Source organism: Acidovorax sp. FW305-C-20-28 (assembly GCF_058783375.1).
Map to the genome: position 1 here is coordinate 291,116 of NZ_JBYSYM010000002.1, position 20,009 is coordinate 311,124.

General features: G+C 67.5%; 17 protein-coding genes. 16 read left to right on the forward strand and 1 reads right to left on the reverse strand.

Going from position 1 to position 20,009, the window contains the following annotated elements; translation table 11 throughout:
• Nucleotides 1-64 precede the first annotated feature (64 nt).
• Genes dapF through AC3WOH_RS04650 form a run of 3 tightly spaced genes read left to right on the forward strand, consistent with a single transcriptional unit; the run spans nucleotide 65 to nucleotide 2,649 of the window.
• The gene (gene dapF, locus AC3WOH_RS04640; protein WP_492228229.1) at nucleotides 65-943 is read left to right on the forward strand and encodes a diaminopimelate epimerase; all 879 of its coding nucleotides are present in this window, start codon (nucleotides 65-67) and stop codon (nucleotides 941-943) included.
• Complete coding sequence (locus tag AC3WOH_RS04645) at nucleotides 940-1,638, forward strand: DUF484 family protein (protein ID WP_492228230.1); 699 nt, start codon at nucleotides 940-942, stop codon at nucleotides 1,636-1,638. The genes dapF and AC3WOH_RS04645 overlap by 4 nt, the downstream gene beginning before the upstream one ends.
• Nucleotides 1,639-1,662: 24 nt before the next feature.
• Nucleotides 1,663-2,649: a tyrosine recombinase XerC gene (locus AC3WOH_RS04650; protein WP_492228231.1), complete on the forward strand. Its 987-nt coding sequence runs from the start codon at nucleotides 1,663-1,665 to the stop codon at nucleotides 2,647-2,649.
• Nucleotides 2,650-2,658: 9 nt separating this feature from the next.
• Here AC3WOH_RS04650 and AC3WOH_RS04655 read toward each other — a convergent pair whose 3' ends face one another.
• Nucleotides 2,659-5,016, reverse strand: coding sequence for a putative bifunctional diguanylate cyclase/phosphodiesterase (locus AC3WOH_RS04655; RefSeq protein ID WP_492228232.1), 2,358 nt, complete (start codon nucleotides 5,014-5,016; stop codon nucleotides 2,659-2,661).
• Between the two features lie 263 nt (nucleotides 5,017-5,279).
• Between AC3WOH_RS04655 and lepB the strand changes: the two genes are divergently transcribed.
• The 13 genes from lepB (at nucleotide 5,280) to AC3WOH_RS04720 (ending at nucleotide 20,006) form a co-directional block, all read left to right on the forward strand.
• Nucleotides 5,280-5,948 (forward strand): signal peptidase I, encoded by a 669-nt coding sequence (lepB, locus tag AC3WOH_RS04660; protein ID WP_492228233.1) that lies wholly within the window; start codon nucleotides 5,280-5,282, stop codon nucleotides 5,946-5,948.
• 40 nt (nucleotides 5,949-5,988) lie between these two features.
• Nucleotides 5,989-7,224, forward strand: a complete 1,236-nt coding sequence (locus tag AC3WOH_RS04665) for a class I SAM-dependent rRNA methyltransferase (protein ID WP_492228234.1) — start codon at nucleotides 5,989-5,991, stop codon at nucleotides 7,222-7,224.
• 220 nt (nucleotides 7,225-7,444) lie between these two features.
• The gene (locus AC3WOH_RS04670; protein WP_492228235.1) at nucleotides 7,445-8,515 is read left to right on the forward strand and encodes a CobW family GTP-binding protein; all 1,071 of its coding nucleotides are present in this window, start codon (nucleotides 7,445-7,447) and stop codon (nucleotides 8,513-8,515) included.
• A 265-nt stretch (nucleotides 8,516-8,780) separates the two neighbouring features.
• Complete coding sequence (gene dksA, locus AC3WOH_RS04675) at nucleotides 8,781-9,566, forward strand: RNA polymerase-binding protein DksA (RefSeq protein WP_184859488.1); 786 nt, start codon at nucleotides 8,781-8,783, stop codon at nucleotides 9,564-9,566.
• Between the two features lie 53 nt (nucleotides 9,567-9,619).
• On the forward strand, nucleotides 9,620-11,329 hold the full coding sequence (locus AC3WOH_RS04680) for an STAS domain-containing protein (RefSeq protein WP_492228236.1): 1,710 nt from the start codon (nucleotides 9,620-9,622) through the stop codon (nucleotides 11,327-11,329).
• Between the two features lie 69 nt (nucleotides 11,330-11,398).
• Nucleotides 11,399-11,962 carry an ATP-dependent protease subunit HslV gene (hslV, locus tag AC3WOH_RS04685; protein WP_184859493.1) on the forward strand — a complete coding sequence of 188 codons (564 nt, stop codon included), beginning with the start codon at nucleotides 11,399-11,401 and terminating at the stop codon, nucleotides 11,960-11,962.
• A gap of 103 nt (nucleotides 11,963-12,065) precedes the next feature.
• Nucleotides 12,066-13,394: an ATP-dependent protease ATPase subunit HslU gene (gene hslU / locus AC3WOH_RS04690; protein ID WP_492228237.1), complete on the forward strand. Its 1,329-nt coding sequence runs from the start codon at nucleotides 12,066-12,068 to the stop codon at nucleotides 13,392-13,394.
• A gap of 253 nt (nucleotides 13,395-13,647) precedes the next feature.
• Complete coding sequence (mraZ, locus tag AC3WOH_RS04695) at nucleotides 13,648-14,076, forward strand: division/cell wall cluster transcriptional repressor MraZ (RefSeq protein WP_184859982.1); 429 nt, start codon at nucleotides 13,648-13,650, stop codon at nucleotides 14,074-14,076.
• Nucleotides 14,077-14,085: 9 nt separating this feature from the next.
• The gene (rsmH, locus tag AC3WOH_RS04700; protein ID WP_492228238.1) at nucleotides 14,086-15,015 is read left to right on the forward strand and encodes a 16S rRNA (cytosine(1402)-N(4))-methyltransferase RsmH; all 930 of its coding nucleotides are present in this window, start codon (nucleotides 14,086-14,088) and stop codon (nucleotides 15,013-15,015) included.
• Nucleotides 15,012-15,347, forward strand: coding sequence for a cell division protein FtsL (gene ftsL, locus AC3WOH_RS04705; RefSeq protein ID WP_492228239.1), 336 nt, complete (start codon nucleotides 15,012-15,014; stop codon nucleotides 15,345-15,347). Before rsmH ends, ftsL begins: the two co-directional genes overlap by 4 nt.
• Nucleotides 15,344-17,089: a peptidoglycan D,D-transpeptidase FtsI family protein gene (locus tag AC3WOH_RS04710; RefSeq protein WP_492228240.1), complete on the forward strand. Its 1,746-nt coding sequence runs from the start codon at nucleotides 15,344-15,346 to the stop codon at nucleotides 17,087-17,089. Before ftsL ends, AC3WOH_RS04710 begins: the two co-directional genes overlap by 4 nt.
• The gene (locus tag AC3WOH_RS04715; RefSeq protein WP_492228241.1) at nucleotides 17,086-18,573 is read left to right on the forward strand and encodes a UDP-N-acetylmuramoyl-L-alanyl-D-glutamate--2,6-diaminopimelate ligase; all 1,488 of its coding nucleotides are present in this window, start codon (nucleotides 17,086-17,088) and stop codon (nucleotides 18,571-18,573) included. The genes AC3WOH_RS04710 and AC3WOH_RS04715 overlap by 4 nt, the downstream gene beginning before the upstream one ends.
• Nucleotides 18,564-20,006 carry a UDP-N-acetylmuramoyl-tripeptide--D-alanyl-D-alanine ligase gene (locus AC3WOH_RS04720; protein ID WP_492228242.1) on the forward strand — a complete coding sequence of 481 codons (1,443 nt, stop codon included), beginning with the start codon at nucleotides 18,564-18,566 and terminating at the stop codon, nucleotides 20,004-20,006. The genes AC3WOH_RS04715 and AC3WOH_RS04720 overlap by 10 nt, the downstream gene beginning before the upstream one ends.
• Nucleotides 20,007-20,009 lie beyond the last annotated feature (3 nt).

Sequence of the window (20,009 nt, forward strand, 5' to 3'; positions counted from 1 at the left end):
TGGGGGTATTGCCATTGCCGCCGTCTCTGGCAAGCCTGCCTCTGCAACGACGATAATCCGGCACATGAAGATCCACTTCACCAAAATGCAGGGCGCGGGTAATGACTTCGTCGTGCTCGACGAGACCCGGGCGCGGCTGAACCTCACGGCCGGCCAGTACCGCTACCTGGCGGACCGCCATTTCGGCGTGGGCGCCGACCAGATCCTGACCGTGCGGCCCTCGCCCGCCGAAGGCATCGATTTCGAATACGTGATCCACAACGCCGATGGCGGCGAGGTGGGCCAGTGCGGCAACGGTTCGCGCTGCTTTGCACGCTATGTGCGCGACAAGGGCCTGACGGACAAGGACACCATCCGCGTGCAGACCCTGAGCGGCGTGCTCTCGCCAAAGCTCAATGCCGACGGCCGCGTCACCGTGGACATGGGCGTGCCCGTGCTCGACGAGCCGCGCGTGCCCTTCGATGCCAGCGCGCTCTCCCCCACGGTGCAGGGCAACGGCCGTACTTGGCCGCTGGCGATCGACGTGCAGGGCATCCCCGTTACCGTACCGGTGGCCGTGGTGTCCATGGGCAACCCGCATGCCGTGCAGTTGGTGGACAACGTGGACACGGCGCCGGTTCTGCTGTGGGGCCCGCTGATCGAGAGCCATGCGCGCTTTCCCGAGCGCGTGAACGCCGGCTTCATGCAGATCGTGGGCCGCGGCCATGTGCGCCTGCGCGTGTTCGAGCGCGGCACGGGCGAGACCCTGGCCTGCGGCTCGGGCGCCTGCGCGGCCGTGGCGGCGGGCGTCCGCCTCGGCCTGCTCGACAGCGAGGTGCATGTGGACATGCACGGCGGGCGCCTGACCATCGCCTGGAGCGGCAAGGACACAGACTCCCTTTTCATGACCGGTCCGGCCACCACCGTATTCGAAGGCCAGATCGACATCCCGGACGCAGCATGACCAACCCCAGCACCCCTATCTCGCCCATCACCGAAGACGATATCGCCCGCTTCCTGGAGAACACCCCCGGCTTCTTCGAGCGCCACGCCGAAGTGCTGGCCAGCGTGCAGATCACCAGCCCCCACGGGGCCCGCGCCGTGAGCCTGCAGGAGCGCCAGGCCGAGATGCTGCGCGAGAAGATCAAGGGCCTGGAACACCGCGTGATGGACATGGTGCGCAACAGCAGCGAGAACACCGCCATCGCGAACAAGGTACACCAGTGGACCAGTGCGCTGCTGCAGGTCAAGGACCCGTTCGACCTGCCCGAGGCTGTGGTCGAGGGCATCCGCACGCTGTTCGACGTGCCCCAGGCCACCGTGCGCGTGTGGGAAGTGGCCGGCCCCTATGTGGATGCCGACTTCGCCCAGGGCGCGAGCGAGGACGCGCGCGCTTTTGCCTCGTCGCTGACCATGCCCTTCTGCGGCCCCAACCTGGGCTTCGAGCCTGCGGGCTGGCTCGATGCGCCAGGCGGCGTGCAGGCCCAATCGCTGGCCCTGCTGCCACTGCGCCAGGGTGCGATCGACAGCGCCACGCCGGCCTTCGGCCTCTTGGTGCTGGGCTCGCACGATCCCCAGCGCTTCGATGCCACCATGGGCACCGATTTCCTCTCGCGCATTGCCGAGCTGTCCAGCTCGGCGCTGGTGCGCCTGCGCTGAGCGGCCGGGCGGACGGCTGCTCACATGACCACCGCCCCTTCTTCACCCTCGGCAGTTCCTGATCCGCAGGTGCTGCGCTACCTGGAGCATGTGCGCGTGGAAAAGCGCCTCGCGGCGCGCACGCTCACGCTCTACACCCTGGACCTGGAAAAGCTCGCGCAGTTCGCGGCCGGCGTGGGCGTGCCCCTGCTGCAGCTGCAGACGGCGCACATCCGCCGCTTCGTCGCGCAGATGCACAGCGGCGGGCGCAGCGGGCGTGGCATCGCGCTCATTCTCTCGGGTTGGCGCGGGTTCTTCACTTGGGCCGGGCGCCAGGGCCTGGTGCCGCACAACCCGGTGCAGGATGTGCGCGCCCCCAGGGCGCCCAAGCCCTTGCCCAAGGCCCTGGGCGTGGACGATGCCGTGCGCCTGGCCGAATTCGACAACAGCGGTGCCGACCCCTGGCTGGAAGCACGCGACGCGGCCATGGTGGAGCTGCTCTATGGCTGCGGCCTGCGCGTGGGCGAACTCGCGGGGCTCGATGCCGTGGCCAGCGCCGAAACCGAGCGCCAGGGCCGCGGCTGGATCGACCTGCAGGCGGGCGAGGCCCATGTCTTCGGCAAGGGCAGCAAGCGGCGCAGCGTGCCCGTGGGCCGGTCTGCGATCCAGGCGCTGCAGGCTTGGCTGGCGCTGCGCGCCGGGCCGTTCGGCGGCGAAGGCTCTCCGCGGCTCGATGCGGCGCTGTTCCTGGGCCAGCGCGGCGCGCGGCTCACGGCACAGTCCATCTGGTTGCGCCTGCGCCAGCGCAGCCAGCAGGCGGGGCTGACCACGCCGGTGCACCCGCACATGCTGCGCCATTCGTTCGCCAGCCACCTGCTGCAGTCCAGCGGTGACCTGCGCGCGGTGCAGGAATTGCTGGGCCACGCCAACATCACCACCACCCAGGTGTATACGCGCCTGGATTTTCAGCACCTGGCCAAGGTCTACGACGCTGCACACCCCAGGGCACGCCGCAAGCCCGGCGCCGGCTGAGGCGAAGGATCAGGTGACGGCCGCAGGCTGCGCGGCAATGAAGGCCGTCACGGCAGGCAGGTCCAGTGGCCGTGCAAAGAAGAAGCCCTGACCCGTCACGCAGCCCAGGCCCTGCAGCAGCTGGGCCTGCTCGGCCGTCTCGATGCCTTCGGCCGTGGTTTCCATGTGCAGTGCCTGCGCCAGCTCGATCACCGAATGCACGATGGCCTCGGACTCGGGGCTGCTCTGGATGGGCGCGATGAAGGACCGGTCGATCTTGAGCCGGTCGAACGGAAAGCTGCGCAGGTAGGCCAGGGAGGAGTAGCCCGTGCCGAAGTCGTCCAGCGCGATGCGCACCCCGGCATGGCGCAGCCGGTGCAGCGTGGCCATCACGTCGTCCGTGTCCTGCAGGAAGACCGACTCGGTGATCTCCAGTTCCAGCCGCCCCGGGGGCAGGCCGCAGCGCTCCACCACGGCGAGGATCTTGTCGGCCAGCAGGGCATCGTCGAACTGGCAGACCGACAGGTTCACCGACATCACCAGGTCCCCGGGCAACTGGCGTGCGGCCTGGCAGGCGCGCTCCAGCACCCACAGGCCGATGTCGCGGATCAACCCGGCCTCCTCGGCCACGGGGATGAACTCCACGGGTGACACGCTGCCGAAGCGCGCGCTGTTCCAGCGCAGCAGGGCCTCCAGCCCCGCGATGCGGCCCGAGGCCAGGTGCCACTGCGGCTGGAAGGCCAGGTGCAGCTCGCCTGCCGCCAGGGCGCTGCGCAGCCCGTCCTCCAGGGCAATGCGCCGGTGCGCGCGCTGGTCCATCTCGATGGAGAAGAACTGCACCTGTCCGCGCCCACGCTGCTTGGCCTCGTACAGGGCCAGGTCGGCATGGTGCAGCAGGGCGTCGACGTGGTTGCCGTCGTGCGGCAGAAAGGCCACACCGATGCTCAGGTGCGGCGTGATGGCCAGGCCCGAGAGGTCACAGGGCTGTTCGATGGCACGCACCAGGCGCTCGCAGAACACCTGCACCTCGCTGCGCGAGCTGGCCCCGTCGAGCAGGATGGCGAACTCGTCCCCGCCCAGCCGGGCCACGAGGTCGCGGCTGCGCACCTGCTGGGCCATGCGCTGCGCCACGGTCTTGAGCAGCAGGTCGCCGTTGCCGTGGCCGTAGGCATCGTTCACCCGCTTGAAATTGTCCATGTCCAGGCACAGCAGGGCCGCAGCGCCGGCGCCCGCGCTGTCCAGCGTGCATTGCTGCTGCAGGCGGTGCTGGAAGTGGCGCCGGTTGGCCAGCCCGGTCAGCACATCGAAATGCGCCAGGCGGTGCATTTCGTCCTCGGCATGCTTCTTGTGCGTGATGTCCACGCCCACGCCGCGCCAGTCCTGCCGCGTCTGGTCGAGCCGCCAGGTGGGTTTGGCAGTCAGGGCCCACCAGCGCAACTGGCCGCCGATGACGAGGGGGACAGGCAGGTCGCGGAACGGCTGCGGTCCCTGCAAGGCCACCTGCAAGGCCTGCAGGTGGCTGCTCGGGTCCACGCCGTGGCTGGCGCCCCGGTGGGTGCGGGCGATCAGCTCCACCAGGCCCAGGTCGGGGTCGTCCTGGCGGCTGTAGCACAGGGCCTGGTCCAGGCGGTTGGAGGAGTGGCGCAGCGTGCCCTCGCTGGAGACCTCCCAGAGGAAGTCGCTGGTGTTCTCTTCGAAGTCGCGCAGCAGCAGGCCCACGATCTGCTGCTGGTGGGCGGCATCGGCTTCGGCCGCGAGGCGCGAGCCGTAGGACCGGGCCATCACGCGCACCGAGGCGATCACCACCAGGCCATAGGTCACCAGCAGCACCAGCAGTGTCGCGGTACCCGGCTGGTCCAGTGCCCGCACCAGGCCCACGGCCGAGCCCCCCGCGAGCAGCAGCACATAGCTCAGGGCCGCCTCGGGCACGGTCACCAGCGCGAAGCCCCCGGCGCAGATCATGCCGCAGCTGATCGCCAGGATCATCATCTGGTCCGGCGCCGGGGCTGAGGCGAAGAGCAGCGCCGGTATGCTGCCCCACAGCAGGCCCAGCACGCCTGCGTGGCGGGCGGCGCGCCGGATGGCCTTGGGGGAGGCCAGCAGGCGGGGCGGGCGCTGGCGGGCGCGCTGCCAGGCGCGCAGCCCCTGCGCGGCCACGAACAACAGGGCCAGCACCCAGGCCCAGAGCCAGGAGGGGACTGTTGCCAGGCGCCAGGCGATGAAAAACCCGTTGAAGATATTGACGGCCATGGCCAGCGGGGTCAGGCGCAGCATGGCCTGCAGCTGCTGGGCGCGAAAGCTCGCGGCCAGCGGCTCGTCCGCCTCGTAGGGGGCCAGCCATTGCTGCACACGCACGGGCAGCAGCGATAGGGCGTGGAGTTCTGCCATGCAAGCGGTTTGGTTGGGGGCAGCGGTGACCAGCACCGGTGGTGCGGCGGGCGCTGCGTCATCACACATCCAAGGGTTTGGCGGAACACACGGTCTTGCCGAGCCCATTGTGCTCCTGTCCGGCGGGGCGTGCGCACGGGTAACACCTGAGGTGCTGGAGGCGGCCGGTCGATGGCGGGAACCTTTGGCCGCCGGCCGGGCTCCGATGGGTGGCGCAGCGCCCTGGCGCCGCCCGACCCTGGAACCACTGGAGGAGCAGATTGATGGGACGCTGGATCAAGGCCAACAAGGGATTTCTCGTGCTGCTGATGTGCTTCGGTCTGTTCCGCACGGCCGTGGCGGACTGGAACCCCATTCCCTCGGGCTCCATGCGGCCCAACCTGGTCGAAGGCGATGTGGTGTTCGTCAACCGCCTGGCCTACAACGTGAAGATTCCGCTCACCGACGTGGTGCTGGCCGAGCTGGCGCAGCCACGGCGTGGCGACGTGGTGACTTTCTCGTCGCCGCTGGATGGCACGCGCCTCATCAAGCGCTTGGTGGCGGTGCCCGGCGATACGGTGGAGATGCGCGACGAAGTGCTCATCATCAATGGTGAAGCCGCCCACTATGGCGCGCCCGAGGCACTGCAGGAGGCCGTGGCGGACCTGGGGCAGACCGTCGGGGCCACGCGCCTGACAGAGCAGGTGCAGGGCCACGAACGCCGCGTGCAATGGCTGCATGGCGTAACGGCACGCAGCAGCTTTGCCCCCATCACGGTGCCCGAAGGCGAGTACCTGGTGCTGGGTGACAACCGTGACAACAGTGCCGATTCGCGCTACATCGGCCTGGTGCCGCGCCACCTGCTGATCGGGCGTGCGCTGGGCGTGCTGGTCTCGGCCGACACCGACCGCTACTTCCTGCCGCGCTTCGAGCGCTTCGGCCAGCGGCTGTAGACCCTGCCGGAGGGCGCCCAACGGCGCGACAATCAGGGGCATGAAAACCCTCAGACTTCGCCCTGGCAAGGAGCGCTCGCTCCTGCGCCGCCACCCCTGGATCTTCGAGTCGGCCATCGCCAAGGGCGGTGGCGACAGCGGCGAGACAGTGCGCGTCGAATCGCACGAGGGCCAGTTCCTGGCCTGGGCCGCTTTCAGCCCCAGCTCGCGCATCCGCGCCCGGGTGTGGAGCTTCGACGAGGCCCAGCGCATCGATGCACCGTTCTTCATCGCCGCCTGCGCGCGCGCCATCATCGCCCGCGCGCGCTTCGATGTGCAGAGCGACGGGGTGCGCCTGGTGCACGGCGAATCCGACGGCCTGCCCGGCCTGATCGTGGACCGCTACGGGGACACCCTGGTCGCGCAGTTCACGAGCGCTGGCACCGAGCGCTGGAAGAATGTGCTGGCCGACGCCCTGCTGCGCGAGACCGGTCTCACCAAGCTCTACGAGCGCTCGGATGCCAGTGTGCGCGCGCTCGAGGGGCTGGAGCCGGCCACGGGCTGGCTGCGCGGCGGGCCGGTGGCCGGCGCCGAGGCGCCGCCCGTGGAGCTGACCATCCACGAGCACCAGTGGAAGCTCACGCTCAATATTGCCGAAGGCCACAAGACCGGCTTCTACCTGGACCAGCGCGACAGCCGCAAGCGCTTTGCCGAGTACGCCCGCCGCCTGGGCTTCCAGCATGTGCTCAATTGCTTTTGCTACACCGGTGGCTTCAGCGTTGCGGCCCTGGCCGGCATGCGCGCCGCCGAAGCGGCGGGTGGCCCGGGCGGCGGACGCGTGGTTTCCATCGATTCCTCGGGGCCTGCGCTGGAGCGGGCCCGGGCCCATGTGGCACTCAACGGCTTCGACCCGAACCGTGCGAGTTTTCTCGATGCGGACGTGAATGCCTCGCTGCGCCAGTTCCTCAAGGAAGGGCAGCGCTTTGACGCCATCATCCTGGACCCCCCCAAGTTCGCCCCCACGGCCGCCCACGCCGATCGGGCTGCACGCGCCTACAAGGACATCAACCGCCTGGCGCTGCAACTGCTCACGCCGGGCGGCGTGCTGTTCACCTTCTCGTGCTCGGGCGGCATCAGCGCCGACCTGTTCCACAAGATCGTGGCATCGGCGGGCGCCGATGCGGGGGTCGATGGCTACATCGTGGAGCGCCTGGCGGGTGCGCCGGACCACCCCATGACCCTGGATTTCCCCGAGGGCGAGTACCTCAAGGGCCTGGTGGTGATGCGCAAGTCCTGATGGGGCAGGGCATCTGGGGTGGGAATTAACGCAATCAAATTGCGTCAACAGGGTCATTTTTGCTCATTTTTATGGAGCATGGAATGACGGATGGGAAAGGTATTTCTGCCAAAAATTGCGGTATGGGATGCCATCCGCTCCTGAGCGGGAACGGAGGTTCGCCGCTACACTGTCCGCCGATTCCACTGCGGGCAACCGCCTCCCTTCCTAGGTTTTTTCCATGTCCCTCATTCCTGCCACCATCCTCACCGGCTTCCTGGGCTCGGGCAAGACCACCTTGCTCAAGCGCCTGCTCAGCGAAGCGCACGGCCAGAAGATCGCCGTGATCGAAAACGAGTTCGGCGAAGAAAACATCGACAACGACATCCTGGTGACCGAGTCCAAGGAGCAGATCGTGCAGATGAGCAATGGCTGCATCTGCTGCACCATCCGCGAAGACCTGCGCGAGACCCTGCAGCTCCTGGCCGCCAAGAAGCGCAAGGGCCTGCTCGACTTTGACCGCATCGTGATCGAGACCACGGGCCTGGCCGATCCCGGCCCCGTGGCGCAGACCTTCTTCATGGACGAGGAGATCGCCGAGACCTACCTCATCGACTCCATCGTCACGCTGGTGGATGCCAAGCATGCCCCCCAGCAGCTCAACGACCGCCAGGAAGCGCGCCGCCAGGTGGGTTTCGCCGACCAGATCTTCCTGTCCAAGACCGACCTGGTGAGCGCCGAGGAGACCGACGCGCTGATCCATCGCTTGAAGCACATGAACCCGCGCGCGCCCATCAAGGCCGTGCACTTCGGGGAGGTGCCGCTCAAGGAGGTGCTGGACCTGCGTGGCTTCAACCTCAATGCCAAGCTCGACATCGACCCCGATTTCCTGAAGGAAGAGGACGGCCACGACCACCATGGGCATGGGCACCATGATCATGATCATGAGCACGGCGAGCATTGCGACCATCCCTCGCACCAGCACGGCGGCCATGGCCACCACCATCACCATGACGACGATGTGAAGAGCTTCGTGTTCCGCTCGGCGCGTCCTTTCGATCCGGCCAAGCTCGAAGACTTCCTCGGGGCCATCGTCAACATCTATGGGCCCCGCATGCTGCGTTACAAAGGTGTTCTCTATATGAAGGGGACCGAACGCAAGGTGATCTTCCAGGGCGTGCACCAGCTGATGGGCAGCGACCTGGGGCCTCAGTGGGCCGAGGGCGAGGAGCGCCTGAGCAAGATGGTCTTCATCGGCATCGATCTGCCCAAGGACATCCTGCTGCAGGGGCTGGAGCAGAGCCTGGGTTGACGCGCTTCTCGTGAGTCGCTTCGGCCCATCCCCCTGGGGGGGGGCGGCCGCACGGGCGGCCCGGCAATGTCAACAAATATCCTGTGGACTGATTTCTCTCGAAGTTCGGCGAGATGGGTGGCAAGATGTGTCGTATCCGCAACGTTTTCGTTTGCGCCAGCGCAGGTCGATACAATCGCGCCCCGGTAAAACCCCGGAAGGCTTGCCATCCGCCCTTGGTTGCCAGCGCAGCCTCGGCCCGCCCGTACAGCGAGGAGACCAGGAAGTGAAAGCCGAAACCAGCAAATCCAAGGTGGCTGCGAAAGCAGCGCCGAGCGCGGTGAAAAGCAAGACTGCTGCGCCCGTGGCCGTGAAGGCGGCTGCCAAGGTACCTGCCAAGGCTGTTCCCAAGGTGGTTGCCGCTCCGGTTCCTGTAGCCCCCGCCGCCGAGCCGCCGGCGGGATCCGATGTACCCGTGCGCACGACCCGGCCTTCTTCCCGATTGGCCCAATTGACCGTACCATCCATGGCACAGGCAACGGCTTCCACCGCTGCCAAAGCCAGCTACCAACAGACCATGCCCACGACCGCGCAAGTGCCCACTTTCACTGCTGCCAAAAAAGACCCCAAGCTGGCCAACAACTGGAAAGCCAAGACGGCCCAGGAGCTGACCGACGCGGAAGTCCTGGCCATGCCTGACAGCGAATACATGAACGACAAGCAGATGGCGTTCTTTCGCCTGAAGCTGGTCCAGCTCAAGCAGGACATCCACAACAGTGCCGGTGAAACCACCGAGCACCTGCGTGAAGACACCGTGGTGGTGCCCGACCCTGCCGACCGCGCCACCATCGAGGAAGAGCACGCCCTGGAACTGCGCACGCGCGACCGCGAGCGCAAGCTGCTCAAGAAGATCGAGCAATCCATCGCCCGCATCGATGCAGGTGACTATGGCTACTGTGACGAGACCGGCGAGCCCATCGGCGTGGGCCGGCTGATTGCCCGCCCCACGGCCACACTGTCGCTCGAAGCACAGCAGCGCCGCGAGCTCAAGCAGAAGATGTTTGGCGACTGAAGTCTGCCCGGCCTGAACATACCCCTGCGCACGCACCCTCTCTCGCCTATCCCATGAGCAAGGAAGAAACCACGCCCGGCGGCCTGCTGTCCAAAATGGTGCGGTTTGTGCGCAACCCCACGACCAACTGGACCGAGCTCGACTCGCTCCAGGATGATCGGGAGAGCCAGTACAGCAAGCAGATGCTCAAGGAGATGATCGAGCGCAAGCGCCGCAACGATTTCGTGCGGCGCCGCGAGTTCGATCAGCTGCGCAAGCTGCGCCAGCGCGAGGTGCTGCAGGGGCAGCGCACCGAGGATCCCACGGCGCGCCCCTCGTTCTTCCAGAGCAGCATGGCCTCGCCCGATGAGCGCGCCGTGACGCTCAAGAAGATCGACGAGATCGAAGCGCAGATGTCTCAGCAGTGGTGGAAGAGCAAGGCCAATGCCGATGCCCCCACCCAGCCAGCCGATTTTCGCGGGGAAGATGAGGCCGCTGCGCGCGCCTTCGCCCCGACGGCCCCCGTCAGCCTGGCCGCGCCCATCGGGCCGGCCCCTGCGGTCAAGCCCCTTTTTGAAGACGACAGCATGGCGATCGGCCAGTTTGGCGGCTCGGATGCGACCATGCGGGGGGAGCCGCCGCGGGAGGAACTGGCTTCGTTCGACCCGAGTCCGGCGCCAACGCCCGAAACCGCATCCGCACCGGAGGAATTCGTGCACGAACCCGACCTTGAAGAAGCCGCCATTCGCTTTGCCAACGGCGATCACGCCGGGGCGGAGTCCGGCTTGCTCGATGTGCTGGCACAGCACCAGCAGGACGACCCGGCGCAGCAGCTGGAAATCTGGATGACGCTGTTCGACCTGTACCGCGCCACCGGTCAGCACGACCGCTTCGACACCCTGGCCATCGATTTTGCTGCGGGCTTCAGCCGTTCGGCCCCCCTGTGGTTTTCCATGCCCGAGCAGCTCGGCCTGGTGCAGGAAGAGTCCCCCAAGGCGGGCATGGCCCGCCGCGATTTCAGCTGGAATGCACCCGCGCGCCTGACGGTTTCATCCATAGCGGCCTTGCAGGCCTCCATCGAGCGCTCGGCGTCGCCCTGGACCCTGGCCTGGACCCGTATCTCGGGCATCGATGATGCGGCCGTGCCCCTGCTGGCCGACCTGTTCACCAAATGGGCCGACCGCACCGGCCAGTTTGTCTTCTCGGGGGTGGATCGCCTCAACACCTTGATGGAGATCATGACGCAGTCGGGCGACCGGGCGTCTGGCCCCGAATGGTGGCGCCTGCGCATGGCGGCCTTGCGCATGATGGGCCGGCCCGACGAGTTCGAGCTGGTGGCGCTCGATTACTGCGTGACCTACGAAGTCTCCCCGCCTTCGTGGGTGGCGCCGAAGATGGGCTACTCGGACGACACGACCACGTCCAGCGCCCAGGTCGCAGCCCCGGCCGAGCGGGACATGCTCGCGTCGGACTTTGGTTTCGAGGCCTCGGTGCCCGCGGATGCGGTGCCTGCCGCGTCGCTCAGCGGCCACATCGATGGCGATGCGACCCCCTTGCTGGAGCCTTTCCAGGCCATGGTGCGCCCCGGCGTGCCGCTGATCATTGCCTGCGACAAGTTGATCCGCGTCGACTTTGCCGCGGCGGGCTCGGTGCTCAACTGGGCCGCCGAGCAGCAAAGCCAGGGCCATGAGGTGCATTTCCAGAACCTGCAGCGTCTGGTGGCCATTTTCTTCAACGTGATCGGCATCAACGAGCACGCCTGGGTTCTTCCCCGCAAGAACTGACGGCGCTTGCCGGGGCCCGCGGAGGCTCCCGGCTTGAAAGTCCTGCGCAAGCCCCCATCTGCGGCAGCTATGGATTCCTCACAAGACAACCCGGTGTTTCACGGCACCACCATCCTGAGTGTGCGCCGCCAGACCCCTGCCGGCGTGCAGGTCGCCATTGGCGGTGACGGCCAGGTCACCCTGGGCAACATCGTCGTCAAGGGCTCGGCCCGCAAGGTGCGCAAGCTGCACCACGGCAAGGTGCTGGCCGGCTTTGCCGGGGCCACGGCCGATGCCTTTACGCTGTTCGAGCGTTTCGAGGCCAAGCTCGACAAGCACCAGGGCCATCTGGTGCGCGCCGCCATCGAACTCACCAAGGACTGGCGCACCGACCGTGTGCTGCGCCGCTTGGAGGCCATGCTGGCCGTGGCCGACCTGGAGGCCTCGCTCATCATCACCGGCAACGGCGACGTGCTCGAGCCCGAGCAGGGCATCGTGGCCATCGGCTCGGGCGGGGCCTACGCGCACTCGGCAGCCAAGGCGCTGCTCAACCACACCGACTTGCCAGCGCAGGAGATCGTCAAGAAATCGCTGGAAATCGCGGGTGAGCTGTGCATCTACACGAACATGCACCACACCATCGAAACGCTGTGAGCGCCTTGCCCGGTGCCGTGGTGCCGGGCCTTCCCTCCTTCCATGGCGCCAGTCGCCGCGTGCTGCGGCGGCTGGCCCCTCCCTTGCTACCAGGTGGATCCCCATGTCGTCCATGACCCCCCAAGAAATCGTCTCCGAACTCGACCACCACATCGTCGGCCAGGCCGGTGCCAAGCGCGCGGTGGCCATTGCACTGCGCAACCGCTGGCGCCGCCAGCAGGTCGAGGGCACGCTGCGCCATGAGATCACGCCCAAGAACATCCTGATGATCGGCCCCACGGGGGTGGGCAAGACCGAGATCGCCCGGCGCCTGGCGCGCCTGGCCGATGCGCCCTTCATCAAGGTAGAGGCCACCAAGTTCACCGAGGTGGGCTATGTGGGCAAGGATGTGGATTCCATCATCCGTGATCTGGCGGAGATCGCCGTGAAGCAGACCCGCGATGCCGAGACCCGCAAGGTGCGCACGCGCGCCGAGGATGCCGCCGAGGAGCGCATCCTTGATGTGCTGATCCCGCCGGCCCGTTCGGCGGCAGGCGCGGAGCCTGCGGCCGCCGACAGCACGGCGCGCCAGGTCTTTCGCAAGAAGCTGCGCGAAGGCGCGCTCGCCGACAAGGAGATCGAGATCGATGTGGCCGAAAGCCGGCCTGCGCTGGAGATCATGGGCCCCTCGGGCATGGAGGAGATGACCGAGCAGTTGCGTGGCATGTTCAGCCAGATGGGCCAGGACAAGCGGCGCACGCGCAAGCTCAAGATCGCCGAGGCCCTCAAGCTGCTGGTCGAAGAAGAAGCGGCAAAACTCGTCAACGAGGAAGAGATCAAGACCCGCGCCATCGCCAATGCCGAGCAGAACGGCATCGTCTTCATCGACGAGATCGACAAGGTGGCGGCACGCCAGGAGAGCAGCGGCGCCGACGTCTCGCGCCAGGGCGTGCAGCGTGACCTGCTGCCGCTCGTGGAGGGCACCACGGTGTCCACCAAGTACGGCATGGTCAAGACCGACCACATCCTGTTCATCGCCTCGGGAGCCTTCCACCTGGCCAAGCCCAGCGACCTGATCCCGGAGCTGCAGGGGCGCTTCCCGATCCGGGTGGAACTGGGCTCGCTGTCCGTGCAGGACTTCGAGGCCATCCTGGTCCAGACCCATGCCTCCCTGGTCAAGCAGTACCAGGCCCTGCTGGCGACCGAAGGCGTCACGCTGGAGTTCACGCCCGAAGGCATCACGCGCCTGGCGCACATTGCCTTCGAGGTCAACGAGCGCACCGAGAACATCGGCGCCCGGCGCCTGTCCACGGTGATGGAGCGTCTGCTCGATGAGGTCAGTTTTGATGCAGCGCGACTATCGGGTCAGACGGTGGTTATTGATGCTGCCTATGTGGACGCGCGCCTGCAGACGCTGAGCCAGAACGAGGACCTGTCGCGCTACATCCTGTGACCTTGGGTGCCACCTTTGAGGTATCACTTGCATAGCCTGCGCTAAGTGCTTCTTTCTCAAGGACTTTTGCTCGCTTCGACTCTTCGAAGACTCAGCTAAGTCCTTGATTTCATTGCAAAAGTTTGTTGTGCACCCTCTTGCTCGGTGTGCTTTTCCTGCTACAGTGCAAAAAAGTGCAATTAAGTGGTGAAAAGTGCCCTCAGAGCCTGCGTTCAGGCCCTGGGTGGATTCCAACCGAGTGGGAAAGCTGTCCGTGTTCCAAGGTGCCTCGTCGCTCAGTCTCGATGCGAAGGGTCGGCTGTCCGTGCCGACCCGGCATCGTGACGTCCTGGCGGCCACGGCGGGTGGGCAGCTCACCATCACCAAGCACCCCCACGGCTGTCTCATGGTGTTCCCGCGTCCCGAGTGGGAGAAGTTCCGCGAGCGCATCGCCGAGTTGCCCATGTCCGCCCAGTGGTGGAAGCGCATCTTCCTGGGCAATGCCCAGGATGTGGAAATGGACGGCACGGGCCGGGTGCTGGTCGCCCCCGAGTTGCGCGAGGCTGCGGGCATCTCGCGCGAGACCATGTTGCTGGGCATGGGCAACCATTTCGAACTCTGGGACAAGGCCACCTACGACGAGCAGGAGGCCAAGGCCATGCAGGGCGACATGCCCGATGTCTTCAAGGACTTTTCTTTCTAGGGGCGCGCGGTGACCGAGGCTTTGCAACACACCACCGTCCTGCTGGAGGAGGCCGTGGACGCGCTGCTGGGCGGCGCGGGTCCCGAGCCGTCCGGCACCTTCGTGGATGCCACCTTCGGACGCGGAGGGCACTCGCGCCGCATCCTGCTCAGGCTGGGGCCACAGGGGCGCCTTGTGGCATTCGACAAGGACCCGGAAGCCATCGCCGAAGCAACGCGCATCCACGATGCGCGTTTTTCCATTCGGCACGAAGGATTTCGCCACCTCGGCGAGCTGCCCGCCGGCAGCGCCGCCGGGGTGCTGATGGACCTGGGCGTGAGCTCGCCCCAGATCGACAGCCCCGAGCGGGGCTTCAGCTTCCGTTTCGATGGTCCCCTGGACATGCGCATGGACACCACGCGCGGTGAAAGCGTGGCCCAGTGGTTGGCAACGGCCGAAGTTCAACAGATTGCGGAGGTGATACGTGACTACGGTGAAGAACGGTTTGCTGGCCCCATTGCAAAGGCGATTGTTGCGTGGCGCCAAGAGCGGGGCCCTCTTGCAACCACCGGTGAACTGGCCAGTCTCGTGGCTGGCGCGGTCAAAACCCGCGAGCCGGGCCAGAACCCTGCAACGCGCACATTTCAGGCTCTTCGGATTTTCATCAACGCCGAGCTTGAAGAGCTGCAACAGGCGCTAGAGGCCAGCCTCTCGGTGCTGCAGCCGGGTGGGCGCCTGGCCGTGATCAGCTTCCATTCGCTCGAAGACCGCATCGTCAAGCAGTTCATCGCCAAGCACTCCAAGGAGGTCTACGACCGCCGCGCGCCGTTCGCCGCGCCCCAGGCCATGAAGCTGGTGGCGCTCGATCGCATCAAGCCCGGTGAGGCCGAAGTGGCCGCCAACCCGCGCGCGCGCAGCGCCATCATGCGCGTGGCCGAGCGCACGGAGGTGCCTGCATGACGCGGTTGAACCTGGTGCTGCTGCTGGCGGTACTGGCGAGTGCACTGTTCCTGGTGCACACCCAGTACCAGTCGCGCCGCCTGTTCACCGAACTCGACCGGGCCACGGCCGAGGCGCGCCGGCTGGAGACCGAGCACCAGCGCCTGCAGGTGGAAAAGCGCGCCCAGGCCACGCCGCTGCGCGTGGAGAAACTGGCGCGCGCGCAGCTGCAGATGCGCACGGCCACGCCGGCCATCACCCAGTATGTGTCCGACCCGGCCGGGGTGACGGCCGTGGCGGCGACGACCTCGCCGTCGGCTGCACCGGCCACGGCCCCGGGAGCGCAGCCGTGAGCCGCAGCGTCCTGTACACCTCCAGCCCGCTGCTGGCCAGCAAGACCCCGGTCTGGCGCAGCAAGTTCATCGTGGCCGTGATCGCGCTCGGCTTCCTGGGTCTGGGAGCGCGCGCGGCCTATGTGCAGGTGTTCGGCAATGCCTTCTTCCAGCGCCAGGGCGAGGTGCGCTTTGCACGCACCCTGGAGATGCCCGCCAATCGCGGCAAGATCCTGGACCGCAACGGCCTGATCCTGGCCTCCAGCGTGCCGGCGGCCAGCATCTGGGCCATCCCCGAGGACGTGGAGCAGGACCAGCCCGAGGTCAAGGCCAAGATGAAGCAGCTGGCCAAGCTGCTGGAGATGCCGCTGTCCGAGCTCAATGCCAAGCTGGCCGATGAGGACAAGACCTTCGTCTGGATCAAGCGCCAGCTCGACTGGGATGTGGGCCAGCAGATTGCGGCTCTGGGCATCAAGGGCATCTACCAGCGCAAGGAATACAAGCGCCAATACCCCGAAGGCGAGGCGGCCGCCCACGTGGTGGGCTTCACCAATGTCGAGGACCATGGCCAGGAAGGCATGGAGCTGGCCTTCAACAAGGAACTGGCGGGCAAGGCCGGTTCGCGCCGCGTGATCAAGGACCGCCTGGGCCGCGTGGTCGAGGGCGTGGGCGAGACCGTGCCCCCGGTGGACGGCCGCGACATGCAGTTGTCCATCGACAGCAAGGTGCAGTTCTTCGCCTACCAGAAGCTGCGCGACCAGGTCACGGCGCACAAGGCCAAGGCCGGCAGCGTGGTGGTGCTCGATGCGCACACCGGCGAACTGCTGGCCCTGGCCAACTACCCGAGCTATGTGCCCGACAAGCGCCAGAACCTCACGGGCGAGCAGTTGCGCAACCGCGCGCTGACCGACGTGTTCGAGCCCGGCTCGACCATGAAGCCCTTCACCATCGGCCTGGCGCTGGAGAGCGGGCGCGTGCGCCCCGAGACGCCGGTGGACACCAACCCGGGCCGCATCACCATCACGGGCTCCACGATCTCGGACACGCACAACTACGGCCTGCTCACGGTCGAGGGCGTGATCCAGAAGTCGAGCAACGTGGGCACCACCAAGATCGCCATGCAAATGCCGGCGCGCGAGATGTGGGAGACCTTCTCGGCCGCGGGCTTTGGCCAGAAGCCGCAGATCGGCTTTCCGGGCGTGGTCAGCGGCAAGCTGCGGCCCTACAAGACCTGGCGCCCTGTGGAGCAGGCCACCATGTCCTATGGTTACGGCCTGTCGGCCAGCCTGTTCCAGATGGCGCGTTCCTACACCGTGTTCGCCAATGGCGGCCGCGTGATCCCGGCCACCATGTTCAAGACCGACGAGCCCGCCGTCGGCGTGCCCGTGTTTTCCGAGCGCACGGCCGACCAGGTGCGCAAGATGCTGCAGATGGCCGCCGGCCCCGGCGGCACGGGCCAGAAGGCCCAGACCCTGGGCTATTCGGTGGGCGGCAAGTCCGGCACTGCGCGCAAGCAGGTGGGCAAGAACTACGCCTCGGGCAAGTACCGCGCCTGGTTCACGGGCATGGCCCCCATCGACAAGCCGCGCATCATCGTGGCGGTGATGATCGACGAGCCGAGCAACGGCGTGTTCTACGGCGGTGCCGTGGCGGCGCCCGTGTTCAGCGAAGTGGTGCAGCAGACCCTGCGCATGATGGGCGTGCAGCCCGACATGGCCGTCAAGCCCCAGATCGTGGCCAACCCGGTGGAGGAGTCCCTGTGACCCAGGTGCTGCATTCCTCCCGCGATGCCGTGCAGTGGCTGCGCAGCCGCGTCACTGGCACGTTGCAGACCGACAGCCGGCTGATCGGCCCGGGCGATGGCTTCATCGCCTGGCCCGGCGCGGCCACCGATGGGCGCGCCCACGTGGCCGACGCCCTGGTGCGCGGCGCCACGGCCTGCCTGGTCGAGCAGGCGGGCGTGGACGCATTTGCCTTCGAGGGCGACCACATCGCGGCACTGCCAGGCCTCAAGGCCGCCACCGGCCCCATTGCGGCCGAATGGTTCGGCCATCCCGCAGACCGGCTCGACGTGCTGGCCGTGACCGGCACCAATGGCAAGACCAGCACCGCCTGGTGGCTGGCGGACGCCCTGAACCGGTTGGCCGGCAGGGGCTGCGCCGTGGTGGGCACCCTGGGCATGGGGCGCCCGCCCGCGCTGGACTACACCGGCATGACCACGCCGGACCCCGTGCGCCTGCAGCGCGCCTTCGCGCAGTTTGCGGACGAGGGCCTCGCGGCCTGCGCCATCGAGGCCTCGTCCATCGGCATCGCCGAGCGGCGCCTGGATGGCACGCGCATGCGCGTGGCGGTGTTCACCAATTTCACGCAAGACCACCTCGACTACCACGGCAGCATGGCCGACTACTGGCTGGCCAAGCGCGAGCTGTTTGGCTGGAACGGACTGCAGGCCGCCGTGGTGAATGTGGACGACCCGGCCGGTGCGCAGCTGCATGCCGAGCTGGGGGGAACGGGACTGGACCTGTGGAGCATTGCCCTTGATGCCGAGGCACGCCTTGCCGCGCGCGACGTGGCGCTGGGCGAGCAAGGCCTGCGCTTCGCAGTGGTCGAAGGCGCCGCGCAGCAGGTGCTGCAGACCCGTGTGATCGGCCAGTACAACATCCTGAACCTGCTGGGCGTGATCGCCACCCTGCGCAGCCTGGGCGTGGCCCTGGCCGATGCCGTGGAGGCCTGCAGCCATCTGCAGCCCGTGCCGGGCCGCATGCAGCGCCTGGTGGCAACGGGCCAGCCCCTGGTGGCCGTGGACTATGCCCACACGCCCGACGCCCTGGACAAGGCGCTGCGCGCGCTGCGCCCGCTGGCGCAGGAGCGCGGCGGCCGGCTGTGGTGCGTGTTCGGCTGCGGTGGCGACCGCGATGCCGGCAAGCGCCCGCTGATGGGTGCCGTGGCGCAGCAGCAGGCCGACCGCGTGCTCGTGACCAGCGACAACCCGCGCAGCGAAGACCCTGCGACGATCATCCACCAGATCCTGCAAGGCACGATCGCCGGCGCCTCGGTGCAACCCGAGCCCGACCGCGCGGCCGCCATTGCCGCCGCCATCGGCCAGGCCGATGCCCTGGATGTGGTGTTGATCGCAGGCAAGGGACACGAAGACACCCAGGAGACGGCGGGCGTGCGTCTGCCGTTCTCCGACATGGCCCATGCGCAAGCCGCGCTGCAGGCCCGAGGAGCCCGCACATGGGCATGACGATGATGATGAACCTGCGCCAAGCGCATGCCCTCATCCATGAGCGCATCGCTGCGGCGCGCCTGGTGGGTGACGGCGACACGGCCGTGCAGCGCGTGCACACCGACACCCGCACGCTGCAGGCGGGCGACCTGTTCGTGGCGCTCAAGGGCGAGCGTTTCGATGCCAATGCCTTCCTGGACCAGGCACGTACCGGTGGCGCTGCCGCTGCCGTCGCGCATGGCGGCCTGGAGGCGGCGGGCCTGCCCGGCATCGCGGTGCCCGACAGCCTGGCGGCGCTGGGCGCCCTGGCCACGGGCTGGCGCGCGCAGCTGCGTCTGCCGCTGATCGGCGTGACCGGCAGCAATGGCAAGACCACGGTGACGCAGATGGTCGCGTCCATCCTGCGCGCCTGGCAGGGCGATGCCGCCTTTGCCACGCAAGGCAATTTCAACAACGACATCGGCGTGCCGCTGATGCTGCTGCGTCTGAACAATACGCACCGCGCCGCCGTGATCGAGATGGGCATGAACCACCCTGGCGAGATTGCCGTGCTGGCCGCCATGGCCCAGCCCACAGTGGCGCTGGTGAACAACGCGCAGCGCGAGCACATGGAGTTCATGCACACCGTGGAGGCCGTGGCGCGCGAGAACGGGTCCGTGTTCGCGGCGCTGCCCGCCGATGGCGTGACCGTTTTCCCGGCGGGCGATGCCTTCACGCCGCTGTGGCGCGAACTGGCCGGTGGCCGCCGCTGCATGACCTTCGGCGAGGGCGGCGAGGTGGCGTGCACATCGGCCGAATGGACGCAGGGCGCCTGGTCCGTGCAGGTGCAGACCCCTGCCGGCGCGCTGGAATGCCGCCTGCAGATCGCCGGTCGCCACAACGTCACCAACGCCCTGGCAGCCACCGCCTGCGCCCTGGCTGCGGGGGCACCGTTGGCCGCCATCGCCCGGGGGCTCGATGCCTTCGCACCGGTCAAGGGCCGCTCGCGCGCCTTCAGTGTGGAGCACGCCGGCCGCGAGATCACGGTGGTGGACGACACCTACAACTCCAACCCCGATTCGCTGCAGGCGGCCATCCAGGTGCTGGCGGCCTTGCCGGGCCCGCACCTTCTGGTCGTGGGCGATATCGGCGAGGTCGGGGAGCAGGGGCCGCAGTTCCACACCGAGGCAGGCAGCCAGGCCAAGGACGCGGGCATCGCAGCGCTGTACGCGCTGGGCACGCTGTCCGCACACACGGCGCGCGCCCATGGCGCCGCCACGCATTTCGAGAGCATGGAGCAACTGCAGGCTGCAGTCTGCGCCGCGCTGCCCAGCGTGGGCAGCGTGCTCGTCAAGGGTTCGCGCTTCATGAAGATGGAGCGGGTGGTGGAGGCCATTGCGGCCGCCACAGCGCCGCAAGCAACACAACAAGAACAAGGAAAGTCCGAGGGAAGCCATGGCGCCACACATTGATAC